Origin of the sequence: Halomarina rubra (assembly GCF_023699475.1) — an archaeon.
Classification (GTDB): Archaea; Halobacteriota; Halobacteria; order Halobacteriales; family Haloarculaceae; genus Halomarina; species Halomarina rubra.
Genome location: NZ_JALXFV010000007.1, coordinates 199,013 through 212,036 on the forward strand (window position 1 = coordinate 199,013; position 13,024 = coordinate 212,036).

Here is a 13,024-nt window from a genome sequence, read left to right on the forward strand (position 1 = left end):
ACCACCAATGTCGAATCTACAATACGCACTGAAACGCCTGTTGCAGGCGGTTCCGGTCCTGCTCGGAGTGACCTCCATCACGTTCCTGCTCATCAACGCCATGCCGGGCGACCCGGTGGAGGTGTTGCTCGGGCCGACGGCGAGCGAGGAGCTCATCGCCGCCGCGACGGTCAAGTACGGCCTCGACCAGCCGATTCACGTCCGATACGTCAAGTACCTCATCGCGGTGGCACAGGGCGACCTCGGACAGAGCATCCACTACGGCGTCCCCGTCACCGAGAAGCTGATGGAGCGACTGCCGGTGACGCTGCTGTTGCTCGCGTCGAGTTTCACGTTCGCCGTCTGCGTCGCGATTCCGCTCGGTATCGTCTCCGCGAAGCGACGCAACCGGGCGACCGACCAGTTCTCGCGCGTCTTCTCGCTCATCGGAGTCAGCACGCCGAACTTCTGGATCGGGCTGGTCCTCATCATCGTCTTCGGCTACCACCTCGACGTGTTACCGTCGAACGGGTTGGTGATGCCCACCGACCCCGTCGGCGACGTCGCAGGGGCGGACTCTCGACTCGACGTCCTCGTCGCGACCGCTCAGAGCCTCGTCATGCCGACCATCGCGCTCGGCACGCTCCAGATGGCGGCGATCACGCGCATCGAGCGCTCCTCGATGCTGGAGGTGCTCGGTCGTGACTACATCACGCTCGCGCGGGCGTTCGGATTCAAGGAGACGACCATCCTCCGGCGACACGCGTTCCGGAACGCACAGCTCCCCGTCATCACCATCATCGGCCTCCAACTCACCTCCGCACTCGGTGGCGCGGTGTTGACGGAGACGGTGTTCAACATCAACGGCATGGGCCGGCTGGTCATCCAGGCGATTCGCACCCAGGACTACGCGCTCATCATGGGCACGACGTTGTTCTTCGGGTTCATGTTCGTCATCGGGACGCTGGTGGTCGACCTGCTGTACGCCGTCTTGGACCCACGCGTGTCCTACGAGGGGGACGTGTAGATGGCGAGCGAGACCGTGGAGGCCGAGGAGAACGTGGCCGGACCGACGTTCGAGTCACGCGTCGGCCTCCGGCACACCCTCTCGCGGACGCTCGAGAACACCGCCACGAAGCTGAGTCTGGCGGTTATCGTCGTCATCACCGGGACGGCACTGTTCGCGTTCGTCGACGCGAAGCTACTCGACTACTACATCGCGAATACCTACCTGTACAACCCGCGCAGCGCGCCGCTGAGCAGCCAACCGCTACTGCCACCGGTCGGACTCTCGAACGAGTTCGGGACAGGGACGCTGGCGCACCCGCTCGGAACCGACGACCGAGGCCGTGACATCGTCATCCGCCTCGTCTACGGGTCGCGTATCGCGATGCAGGTCGCGCTCGTCTCGACGACCATCGGGATGGTCGTGGGAACGACCGTCGGTGCCGTCGCCGGCTACTACGGTGGCCGCGTCGACGACGTCATCATGCGGCTGACCGAGGTGCTGTACTCGATTCCGTTCCTCGTGCTCGTCATCGCGTTCATGACGGCGTTCGGCCGCGACCTGCTGTACGCGATGATCGGGGTGAGCCTCGTCTCGATACCCATCTTCGCCCGGTTGATCCGCTCGGAGGTACTGAGCGTCCGTGAGGCGACGTACGTCGAGGCGGCGAAGGCCGTCGGCGGACGTGACCGTGACATCCTCGTCCGTCACGTCATCCCGAACAGTTTCGCGCCGGTCGTCGTGCAGGCGACGCTCCAGATGGGGACGAACATCCTCATCGTCGCCGGCCTCTCGTTCCTCGGCTTCGGTGCACAAGCGCCGATACCGTCGTGGGGACAGATGCTCTCGATCGCCCGGAACTACATGCTGCCGAACCCGTGGTTCTCGATCTGGCCGGGACTGGCGATCCTCGTCACCGTGATGGCGTTCAACATCATCGGCGACGGCCTTCGCGACACGCTCGACCCACGACTGAAGGAGTAACACCATGTCAGACGATACACTACTCGAAGTTCGCAACCTACAGACCCAGTTCGACACCGACGAAGGGGCCGTCCGTGCGGTCGACGGCATCTCCTTCGACGTGAAACGCGGCGAAATCGTCGGCCTCGTCGGCGAGTCGGGCGCTGGAAAGAGCGTCGCCACCGCCAGTATCCTCCGACTCGTCGACTCGCCGGGCCGTATCGTCGGCGGCGAAGTGACGTTCGACGGGAAGACCATCGTCGGGTTCGAAGACGAACCGGACGCCAGGGGCAACCCCGTCCCGCGCGACGACATGCTCTCCGACGAGGAGATGCGCACCGACGTTCGAGGCCAGGAGATGGCGATAATCCTCCAGGACCCGATGGAGAGTCTGAACCCCGTCTTCACCGTCGGCACCCAGCTCAAAGAGATCATCCAGCTCAACCGTGACCTCCCGTCGAAGGAGGCGAAGGCCCTCGCCGTCGAGATGCTCCGGGAAGTCGGCATCCCGAACGCTGAGGGTCGGTTCGGTGAGTACCCCCACGAGTTCTCGGGGGGGATGCGCCAGCGCGTGCTCATCGCGATGGCGCTCGCCTGCGAACCGTCGCTCATCATCGCCGACGAACCGACGACGGCACTCGACGTCACCGTCGAGGGCCAGATTCTCAACCTCGTCTCCGACCTTCAAGAGCGATACGACACGAGTTTCATCTGGGTCACCCACGACCTCGCCGTCGTCGCAGACATCTGCGACCGGGTGAACGTGATGTACCTGGGTGAGATCGTCGAGCAAGCGCCGGTCGTCGAGCTGTTCTACGAGACGAAACACCCCTACACCCAGGCGCTGCTCGATTCGGTCCCGCGGCCGGACCAGACCGTCGAGGAACTCGTCCCCATCGAAGGGGTGATGCCCGAGGCCATCGACCCGCCCTCGGGCTGTCGGTTCCACACGCGCTGTCCAGAAGCGCGCGAGGTCTGTCGCCGTCACGAACCGGAGCTCCGAGAGGTCGGTGACGGCGTCACGCCACACGCGGGGGCCTGTTTCCGTCACGAGGCGTTCGACGCCGGCTACTGGGAGAGCGACCCGATAGAGACCGGTGTGTCGAACTTCGGTGACCAACTGCTGACCGAACAGGAGGAGGCGAGCCAGTGAGCACCGCCGACGAGCGGAGCGACGGAGCGACGAGTCGACCGGACGACGAGACGCTCGTTCGCATCGACGGCCTGACGAAGCACTTCGACGTGACGGGCGGACTGTTCGGCGGGCTCCACCTCGACTTCGACGGCGACGGTCTCCCGCTGAAACGGACGACCAGCGAGGTCCGGGCGGTCGACGACGTGAGCCTCGACATCGAGCGCGGTGAGACGCTCGGTCTCGTCGGCGAATCCGGGTGCGGGAAGAGTACGCTCGGTCGAACGATTCTCCAGCTCATCAACCCCACGGCGGGAGACGTCTACTTCCACGGGAGGAACATCGCGGAGCTGAGCAAGGAGGAGCTTCGCCGGGCGAGAAGCGACCTGCAGATGATCTTCCAGGACCCGCAGGCGTCGCTCAATCCACGGATGAAGGTCGGGCCCATCGTCGAGGAGCCGATGAAGTACCACTCGATGTTCGACGCCGACGGCCGCGCACGACGTGCCCGCGAACTGTTGGCGGCCGTCGGCCTCGACCCACAGCACTACAACCGCTACCCCCACCAGTTCTCGGGCGGCCAGCGCCAGCGCATCAACCTCGCGCGGGCGCTGTCGGTCGACCCGGAGTTCATCGTCTGTGACGAGCCGACGAGTGCGCTCGACGCCTCCATCCAGGCGCAGGTGCTCAACACGATGCGCGACCTCCAGGCGGAGTTCGACCTGACCTACCTGTTCATCAGCCACGACCTCTCGGTGGTTCGGCATATCTCTGACCGCGTCGCCGTGATGTACCTCGGGAAGATCGTCGAACTGGCGGACAAAGAAGAGCTGTTCGAGAACCCGAAGCATCCGTACACGAAGGCACTGCTCTCGTCGATTCCGTCGCCGGACCCCAAACAGTCCCGACGCCGGGACGTGCTGGAAGGCGACGTTCCAGACCCGGTCGACCCGCCGTCCGGGTGTCGGTTCCGAACGCGCTGTCCGTCGCTCATCGCGCCGGAGCGATACCACTTCGACGAACGGACGTGGGACGGGGTGCGCTCGTTCATGCGCGCGGTCGACCGCCAGACGTTCGACCCGCACGACCGGGCCGTCGTCGAATCCGAGTTCTTCGAGGGCTCGACGCTCACCGGGGAGGCCGAACGAATCGTCGAGCGAGCGATCGACCTCGTCCTCGCCGACGAGTGGGAGGAGGCCGCAGCGCTCCTCGAAGACCGGTTCGCGAACGAGAGCGTCTGTGCCGGTCGAGAGCCGGCGTACTCGGTCGACGCCGAGGAGGGAGACGGCGAACACTTCGTCGCGTGTCACCTCTACGCCGACGAACACGGCGACGGGTAGAGCAGAGAGAGAGAGACGGTCACGGCCGACCGACGGCCCACCCGGCACACGGACAGAAACGGTTTTGGTGTATGTCACCGATGAACGAACGATGGCAGAGTTAGACCAATCTGAAACCTTCGAGCGACTCGCCCGCCGTGCGGAGAAAGTCGGGACACTGGAGACCATGGACAACCTCCTGTTCTGGGACCAGCAGGTGATGATGCCGAGCGGTGGGACGCCCGCGCGCTCGATGCAACGCGGGCTTGTCTCCTCGCTACAACACGACCTCATCGGCGGCGAGGAGGTCGCCGAGTGGCTCGACGTCCTCGACGAGGCGTCGCTCGACGACGAGCAACGGGCCGTCGTACGGGAGGTGCGCCGCGACCACGAGCGGACGGCCGCAGTCGACCGCGACCTCATCGAGGAGACCAACGCGGTCATCTCGGAGGCTAACGACGCCTGGGAGGAGGCGAAGGCCAACGACGACTTCGAGACGTTCGCGCCGTACCTCGAACGCCTCGTCGAACTGCGCCGGGAGTACGCCGCTCAGATCGACCCCGACAGCGAACCGTTCGCGGTCATCCTCGCGGAGTACGAACCGTACGTCGGTATCGACACCGTCGAGACGGTGCTGAACGAACTGCGAGAGCGCCTCGTCCCGCTCATCGAGGAGATTCGCGCGAGCGACACCGACGTCGAGGACGTGTTCGTCGAGAACGCCCCCTACGACGACGACCGGCAGATGGCGCTCTCTGAGGACGCCCTCTCGTTCGTCCAGTGTGACTGGGGCCGAGCGCGGTTGGACACCTCGCCACACCCGTTCTCCTACGGCAACCGCTACGACATGCGCATCACGACGCGCTTCCACGACCACTCGCCCATCGACGGCCTGATGAGTTCCTTACACGAGTACGGCCACGCGACCTACGAACAGGGGCTGGACGAAGACCGGTTCCCCGGCCCGCTGGGCCAGTCGCGGAGCCACTCCATCCACGAGTCACAGAGCCGGTTCTGGGAGAACCACGTCGGCCGGACCGAGGCGTTCTGGGAACAGTTCCTGCCCATCGTCCAGAAGCACTTCCCACGGCTGTCGGACGTGTCGCCCGAACAGGCCTACCGCGCGGCCAATCAGGTGTACGAGGACAACCTGACGCGCGTCGAGTCCGACGAGGTGACCTACCACCTCCACATCGTCATCCGCTTCGAGATCGAACGCGACCTGATGAACGGCGACCTCGACGTCGAGGACGTCCCCGACGTGTGGAACGATAAGTACGAGCAGTACCTCGGGATTCGTCCGCCGACCGACTCGGAGGGCTGTCTCCAGGACATCCACTGGTCCATCGGCCGCATCGGGACCTTCCAGGGCTACACCCTTGGGACCGTGTTCTCCGCGCAACTCGAACACGCGCTGGAGGCCGATTTCGAAGCCACGCTCGACGAACTGGTCCGGGAGCAGCGCTTCGACGACCTCCGCGAGTGGATGGAAGCGCACGTCCACTACCACGGGAAGGAGTACCCGACCGACGAACTCGCGGAGGTCGCGACCGGCGAACCGCTCACCGCGGAGTACTTCCTCGACCGAATCGAACGGAAGTACCGCGCGCTGTACGACTGCTGACCGCCATCGGAGTCGTGAGATAGCACGCTCACCCGACGGCGTGAGCCACGACAGTTCCGATTCGCGTGTCGGAGGTTCACCCCCGTCTGCCAGCTACTACCGAGGTTTAAGACCCCACCCGTCCAACTCGCGGCAACGATGGCCGGATGTAAAGTGTGTCGCGTCCTCGAAGCGTACGACAGCGGCCACTACGACGACCGACTCGTCGAGCAGTGGACCGCGCCGAAGGCCGAGCGGAAGGGGTATCGACAGCTCGCACGGTGGCTCAACGTCGCCCTGCTGAGACAGGAGATGGACCAGGTGGGACTGTCGACGCTGGGCGGCGAGGTCGAGTCGAAGTACGACCGTCTCCAGGAGGGCGGGGCAACGGCCGCCGAACTCCGCCAGCAACTCGCCAACGAGGGCGTCCGAATCGAGGAGTTGACCGACGACTTCGTCTCGTACGGCGTCGTCCGCACACACCTCGTCGACTGTCTGGGGGCGACCCGCGAAGAGCCGGAGCCGACCGCCTGGGAGACCGACGCCATCGACATCAGCGTCGAGCGTGCACGGCAGAAACTGGAGGAGGCAGTGAGTTCGCTGCGGACCAAAGGCAGCCTCTCTGGCGGCGAGGACGTCATCGTCCACGTCGACGCCGAAGTCGAGTGTGAGACCTGTCAGCGCCGTGTGCCGCTCGGCCGAGCAGTTCGACGAGGATACATATGTTCTTGTACCGCGACCGAGACGGGTGAGCAATGACGACGCTCGAAATCAGCATCTCGAACGTCGGCGGTATCGACACGCTGGAGACGTCGTTCGAGTCCGGGACGAGCATCGTCGCCGCACCGAACGCCTCGAACAAGACGTCGCTGTTGAAGGCTATCGCGTTCGGAATCGGTGCCGACGATGTCCCGGTCCGGTCGGGCGCGTCGACCGCCGAGGTGACGCTGACCATCGGCGAGAAGTCGGTGACGCGGACCGCGAAGCGTCACGGTGTCGGGACGCGACTGTCCGGGACGCCGTGGCTCGACGACGAGGAGGTCCGGGCACAGTTCTCGACGGTCGCCGCGTTGCTGGAGTTCAACGACCTCCGGACCGCCGTCCGGAGCGACGGTGACGTCGAGTCGGTGTTGAAATCGCCCATCGACTTCGACGGACTCGAGAACCGACGCGCGACGCTACTGGAGGAGAAGCGGTCGATGAGCCGCGAGCGAGAGACGCTGGCCGACGCCGACGAACGCCTCGACGACGCCCTCGAGGAGCGAGCGGCGGCCCGCGAGCGTCAGTCCGACCTGGAGGAACGACTGGCAGAACTGGAGCGCGAGCGCGAACCGACCACCGGGGACGAGCGGAGCGAAGCGCTCCGCGACCGACGGACCGAACTCCGCAACGAACGCGACCAACTCCGCGAGCGCATCGACGCGACCGAGGCGGCTATCGAGCGCTACGAGGACGAACGCGCGACCCTCGAGGAGGACATCGACCGACTCCGAGCCGACCACGAAGCCACCGATCTCCAGGCCCTTCGCGAGGAGCGCTCGGAGTTGCAGTCGGAACTCGAACGCCTGCGAGACCGGGTCGACATCCTCCAGTCGGTGTTGACGGCGAACCGCGAGATGCAGCACTCGGATTTCGCCGGCGTCCTCGGGAGCCACCACGGACTCGACGGCGACGAGGTGACCTGCTGGACCTGCGGACAGGCGGCGAGCGTGGAGGCTATCGAAGAGACGCTCGACGACCTCCAGTCGCTCGTCGCCGACTCGAAAGCCGAGGTTCGTTCACGGCAGCCGGCGGTCGAGGAGGTGGACGAAGCGCTCCAGGCGGCCCGGCGGACGGAGTCGGAACTCGACCGACTGCGTGCCGAACGGCGGTCGCTCGACGAGCGTATCGCCGAGCGCGAGACGTCGCTGGAGACCCAACGCGATCGCTTAGAGGCCCTCCAGACCGACCTGACGGACGTGACCGAGGAGTTGGACGAACTCCACCGCGAACGCGCCGACACCGACGCCGACATCGCCGACGCCATCGAGGACGCGCGTGTCGACCACCAGACGCTCGACCGCGAACTCGACCGCCTCGACACGGCCGTCGAGAACCGGCGTGCGGACGTCGAGCGGCGCGACGAACTCGACGACCGACTCGACGACCTCTCCGAGGAGATCCGGTCGGTCACCGAGCGAATCGAGACGATGGAACAACGGCTCCGGGCGCAGTTCAACGACGCGATGGACGACCTCCTCGCGGCGCTCGACTTCGACCGCGTCCAGCGGGTCTGGCTCGACGGGGAGTTCGACATCGTCGTCGCGCGCGACGTCGACGGCACCGTCCAGCAGGACTCCGTGGGGAACCTCGCCGAGAGCGAACGCGAACTCATCGGGTTGGTGCTCGGCCTCGCGGGCTACCTCGCCTACGACCTCGCCGAGCGTGTCCCGGTGTTGTTGCTGGACTCGCTCGGCGCGCTCGACAACGAGCGCGTCGCGAGACTCGTCGAGTACTTCCGAGACGGCCCGGAGTTCCTGGTCGCGGCCGTCCACCCCGACACGGCCGACGCGCTCGACCGAGACCAAATCGACCTCCTGCGGTCGCCGACGCTTCGCTAGTGAGACCGCCGGAGGCGTCTTTCGATCAGACGTAGTCGCCCTGGCTCTCGTAGGCCGACGGGTCGTCTTTGAACGTGTGGGCGATCTCTTCGAGCGTCTTGAACTCGGCGTCGCCCTGGCTCTTGACGTACTGGATGAACTCTTCGAGGTGGTCGATCATGTGCGGGAGACCGTGGAGGTCGGGGTGGATGGTCAGCGTGTAGACGCCCGCCTCGCGTCGGTCACAGAGGAAGTCGAACTGGCGTTTGTAGTACTGCTCGTACATCATCGCGGGGTCTTTGTAGCCCGCGTGGTAGTTGGGCTGTTTGACGAACAGCATCGGCGGGATGTCGTCGCGGTACCAGCTGATGGGAATCTCGACGACGTCCGTCTCCTCGCCGTAGTGGTACGGCTCCATCCACGTCTCGGGCGACTGGTCGTAGTCGATCTTCTCCCAGGAGTCGCCGATCCGCATCCAGGTCGGTTCGAACTGCGTCTCCATCAGGCTGCTGTCGTAGAGGAACCCGTGTTTCTCGACCAGTTCGGGGGTGTTCTCGCTGTACTCCCACCAACTCGCGCGATGACCGACCGGCTGTTCGCCAGTGACGTCCTCGATGAGGTCCATCGACGCCTCGATGATGGCGTCCTCCTGTTCGCGCGCGAGGTCCGTCGGGTTCTCGTGTGAGTAGCCGTGGACGCCTATCTCGTGACCGCCGGCCGCGACCTCGTCGACCTCGTCGCGGAACGTCTCGATGGTGTGACCGGGGATGTACCACGAGGTGTCGATGTCCTCGTCGTCGAACAGTTGGACGAGCCGGCTGATTCCCTCGTTGCCGGCCGACAGTCCCCGCGAGAGGTCCGCGGGCGAATCTTCCCCACCGTAAGAACCGAGCCAGCCGGCGACACAGTCCGCGTCGACACCGATGGCGACGTCGATATTGCTCATGGTTACCACCAGTTCCGACAGCCGCCCCGTCGTTAGCACTACGCCAATCAGAGGAATTTGCTTCTACCCAGTTCGTCGAACTGTCACCAGTTCGTCACACCTGGCGAGCACCGAGTCGGGGGGACAGATTATTGCGCGAACCACGTGTCGGACGAGCTATGACCACGACGCTCACCGTCCTCGGGACGGGCGGCACCATCGCCAGCACCGACGGCGACGACGGTGCGACGCCGAGCAAGCGGAGCGAGGAGTTAGTCGAGGCCGTCCCGGAACTGACCGACGTCGCGACTATCGAGGTGCGGGAGGTGACCCGGACGCCGAGTTTCGACATGGACCTGGAGACGCTCGACGAACTCCGGGACGCAGTCGAGGACGCCACCGAGACGACCGACGGGGTCCTCATCACGCACGGGACTGACACGATGGAGGAGTCGGCGTACTATCTCGACCTCACACTCGACGTCGACGTCCCGGTCGTCTTCACCGGAGCCCAGCGACGCCCGGACGAACTGAGCGCCGACGGCCCCGCGAACCTCCTGACCGCCGCCCGGACGCTCACGGACGAACGAATCGCGACCGCAGGCGGCGTCTACGTCGCGTTCGACGAGGAACTGCACGCTGCACGCGACGTGACCAAGCGCCACACCCGCAAGCTCAACGCCTTCGCGTCGCCGGAGACGGGGCCAGTCGCGACGGTCACGCGGGACGCCGTCCGACTCCACCGAGAGCCAGGAAGCTATTCGGCGACGTTCGACGTCGACGCACCGACGGCGACCGTCCGAGTCGTTCCCTCCGGGGTCGGCGTCGACCGTGGCCCCATCGACGACGCACTCGACACGGGTGTCGACGGCATCGTCCTCGAAGGGACCGGCCTCGGTAACACGACCGCCGCGCTCGGAGACGCGGTCGATCGAGCCATCTCCGGTGGCGTCCCGGTAGTCGTCACGTCCCGATGCTACGCCGGTCCGACCCTTCCGGTCTACGGAACCGCCGGTGGCGGTAGACGACTCGAAGACCACGGCGCGGTCCACGCCGACGACCTCCCCGCACAGAAGGCACGACTCAAACTCGTCGTCGCTCTCGACCAGGCCGACGACCCGTCGGACGTCACGACACACTTCTCGGGAACCGTGTCATGACCCGCTCGTGAACCCTACTCGGTCGGTCACGCCAGCCAGCTCAGTGGCGCCTCTATCGGGACCGACACAGCTGTCCGATCACTACTGATTTCTACGGTTTCGAGAGCTCTAGGAAGTGTTTGTCCGCAGAGGAACACTCTCTACACGTGGTCACTCATCGACAGCCGTATCAGTGGTAATCGATAAGGTATCCAGTATGAGGGAGATCTGGCAGATCGACTGTCGAGCCTGTTCGTTCCGCGGTCGCGCCGAGACGGAGTCCGTCGCAGAGGCGTTGGCCGACGTCCACCGCGGGCCAACGGACCACCACGTCCACGTCTACCCGACGGCCGGCGTCCGAGTGACCGCCGAACGCTGCCGTCCTGCCGACGACTGAGCACGGACTACCGCCCGGGCAGTCTCACCGGCGATTGGCCCGTTTAATTCGCTTCTGCGATGGCTGTCGCTTCGAGGACGACCCGAGGGAACGAGGGTGGTAGAATCCACTTTGTTGTATTCGGTTACAACAGAGTGCAGCAGTCCGTGTTCGTAACTGCGTCATATCGACGTTTCGAGGCGCGATAGTTGCGAACTGGACAATTGAGACGGTTAATAAACCTCATACTACGATACTAATCTTCAGCAGTTCGCAAGTTGCGACCGGAGCGCTCAATGCATGGACTCAACCGAATGGAATCAGCCACCGCACAGATTGCCGGTGTTGTTAGACGCAGAGCGTGAGTGTATCACTTCGGCATTCGAAGTGTTTCTTGACTTAATGGTGACTCTCTTAGCGTCGATTCTCGATATGCTGGCTGACCCGCTCAAGCCCTTCTTCAAGTTCGTCGGTGTGCAGGCCGAAGCCGATGCGGAAGCGGTCGGGATACCCGAAGACCTCGCCGGGCGCAAGGACGACGCTTTCGGCTTCGAATACTGACCGGCAGAACTCCTTGCCGTTCTCGAATCCAGCAGGAATCGTCGGGAACCCGTTAACCCCCGTCGGCTCGAACCAGTTGAGGCCGTGGAGTTCGAGGAATTCGGTGACGCGTTCGCGATTCGCCTTCGCGTGAGAGCGATTCGCTGCAAGAATGTCATCCTCCTGTTCTCCAAGTGCTTGTCGAGCAATGTGGTTCCCGACGAGTGGCGGCGAAATCGTTGTGTAGTCTTTCCACTTCCGTACGGCGTCCGCAATATCCGTTTCTGCAACGACCCATCCGAGCCGCGCCCCTGCCAGACCGTACGATTTTGAGACGCCAGCAGTCGACACTGCTCGTGGCCCGAGTGCGGCGGCTGGAGCGTGCGGGTCGTCGGCCAGCATGCGATAGACCTCGTCGACGAGGAGGTACGCATCGTTCTCTTCGACGAGGTCGTAAAGCGCTTGCATCGTCTCCAGCCCGAGGTACTTTCCCGTCGGGTTGCTCGGATTCGTGAGAACAACGAGTTGGGTTTCGGGGCGCATCGCCTCTGCGACAGCATCAACAGAGAGGTTCCAGTCAGGCGGTTCAGTCCGGACTTCGCTCACCTCGCCGACTGACTCGGGGACGCTCGCGAGCGATTGATAGGTCGGTGAAACGACGACAGTGTGGTCCCCCTCGCTCAGAAGCGACATGAACGTAAGGAAATCTGCTTCTTGCGTTCCGCAGGTCAGCACGACCTCTTCAGCGTCACGGTCGTAGCGTTCCGCTATGTCGGCTCGAAAATCCGGAGAGCCGTCAGTCGGAATCACGTAGCCGAGTTCACCGACGTCGAGGTCGAACCGGTCAGCGGGAAGACTTCGAACCCCACTTTCAGCGAGCATCAGGTCGGCATCCGACTCGTATTCGTCAAGCCAGCGTTCCAGCTCGAAGGGGGGTAACTCCATACAAAATCATCCCCTGTGAGGGTATTATACCCTCTGACTTCACGAGCTGTGTGAATCATACGGGAGCTGAGCAGGGGTATGATACACTCGCGGTACGCGTCTATCGATAGACGCAGAGCGTGGGTCTATCGACCGATCAGTGACTTTTGTCTCGGGGATTCTCTTTGCACCAGCACTTGTCTAAGAGGAGACTTGCTAGTCGACACTCTGGCCTGTAATTGACACCCGTGACACTATCGAGTGCGAGTCGGAGCTCCATTCGGGCCCGCCCTCATGCACCCTGTCCAATTGGCACGGGCATGAGAGCGTTGGGCACGAATCACCCTTGGTTACAACACACACTCCCTCCGAGTGGTGAGCAACTCGAAGGTCCGATGTAGCCCAGGGGATGGACAGTCACGGTGGCCAAGGGTAGTCGGCGTGATGAACGTTCGTGTAATAAGTATTACTCAGAAGGCCAGTATTGAACGAAAATCACCACCGTTCGAACTCAACCTTACTATTTCAACGTCAGCCGC

The 13,024-nt window shown here is 64.1% G+C and carries 11 protein-coding genes; 9 read left to right on the forward strand and 2 right to left on the reverse strand.

Annotated features, from left to right (window positions below; genetic code table 11):
- Nucleotides 1–7: 7 nt before the first annotated feature.
- The 7 genes from M1L36_RS13730 (at nucleotide 8) to M1L36_RS13760 (ending at nucleotide 8,602) form a co-directional block, all read left to right on the forward strand.
- Entirely contained in the window at nucleotides 8–1,006 is a 999-nt protein-coding gene (locus M1L36_RS13730) for an ABC transporter permease (RefSeq protein ID WP_250874323.1), read from the forward strand.
- Nucleotides 1,007–1,969, forward strand: a complete 963-nt coding sequence (locus M1L36_RS13735; protein WP_250874324.1) for an ABC transporter permease — start codon at nucleotides 1,007–1,009, stop codon at nucleotides 1,967–1,969.
- Nucleotides 1,970–1,973: 4 nt separating this feature from the next.
- Nucleotides 1,974–3,101: an ABC transporter ATP-binding protein gene (locus tag M1L36_RS13740; RefSeq protein WP_250874325.1), complete on the forward strand. Its 1,128-nt coding sequence runs from the start codon at nucleotides 1,974–1,976 to the stop codon at nucleotides 3,099–3,101.
- Complete coding sequence (locus M1L36_RS13745; protein WP_369694242.1) at nucleotides 3,098–4,420, forward strand: ABC transporter ATP-binding protein; 1,323 nt, start codon at nucleotides 3,098–3,100, stop codon at nucleotides 4,418–4,420. The genes M1L36_RS13740 and M1L36_RS13745 overlap by 4 nt, the downstream gene beginning before the upstream one ends.
- Before the next feature lie 91 nt (nucleotides 4,421–4,511).
- The gene (locus tag M1L36_RS13750) at nucleotides 4,512–6,023 is read left to right on the forward strand and encodes a carboxypeptidase M32 (RefSeq protein ID WP_250874326.1); all 1,512 of its coding nucleotides are present in this window, start codon (nucleotides 4,512–4,514) and stop codon (nucleotides 6,021–6,023) included.
- A gap of 138 nt (nucleotides 6,024–6,161) precedes the next feature.
- Nucleotides 6,162–6,761: a rod-determining factor RdfA gene (rdfA, locus tag M1L36_RS13755; protein WP_250874327.1), complete on the forward strand. Its 600-nt coding sequence runs from the start codon at nucleotides 6,162–6,164 to the stop codon at nucleotides 6,759–6,761.
- Nucleotides 6,758–8,602, forward strand: coding sequence for an archaea-specific SMC-related protein (locus M1L36_RS13760; protein WP_250874328.1), 1,845 nt, complete (start codon nucleotides 6,758–6,760; stop codon nucleotides 8,600–8,602). The genes rdfA and M1L36_RS13760 overlap by 4 nt, the downstream gene beginning before the upstream one ends.
- A gap of 25 nt (nucleotides 8,603–8,627) precedes the next feature.
- On the opposite strand, the gene M1L36_RS13765 is transcribed toward M1L36_RS13760, so the two are convergent.
- Nucleotides 8,628–9,527 carry a polysaccharide deacetylase family protein gene (locus M1L36_RS13765; RefSeq protein ID WP_250874329.1) on the reverse strand — a complete coding sequence of 300 codons (900 nt, stop codon included), beginning with the start codon at nucleotides 9,525–9,527 and terminating at the stop codon, nucleotides 8,628–8,630.
- A 158-nt stretch (nucleotides 9,528–9,685) separates the two neighbouring features.
- Between M1L36_RS13765 and M1L36_RS13770 the strand changes: the two genes are divergently transcribed.
- Nucleotides 9,686–10,666 carry an asparaginase gene (locus tag M1L36_RS13770; RefSeq protein WP_250874330.1) on the forward strand — a complete coding sequence of 327 codons (981 nt, stop codon included), beginning with the start codon at nucleotides 9,686–9,688 and terminating at the stop codon, nucleotides 10,664–10,666.
- A gap of 196 nt (nucleotides 10,667–10,862) precedes the next feature.
- Nucleotides 10,863–11,042: a hypothetical protein gene (locus M1L36_RS13775; RefSeq protein ID WP_250874331.1), complete on the forward strand. Its 180-nt coding sequence runs from the start codon at nucleotides 10,863–10,865 to the stop codon at nucleotides 11,040–11,042.
- A 393-nt stretch (nucleotides 11,043–11,435) separates the two neighbouring features.
- Here M1L36_RS13775 and M1L36_RS13780 read toward each other — a convergent pair whose 3' ends face one another.
- Nucleotides 11,436–12,506, reverse strand: coding sequence for an aminotransferase class I/II-fold pyridoxal phosphate-dependent enzyme (locus tag M1L36_RS13780; RefSeq protein WP_250874332.1), 1,071 nt, complete (start codon nucleotides 12,504–12,506; stop codon nucleotides 11,436–11,438).
- Nucleotides 12,507–13,024 lie beyond the last annotated feature (518 nt).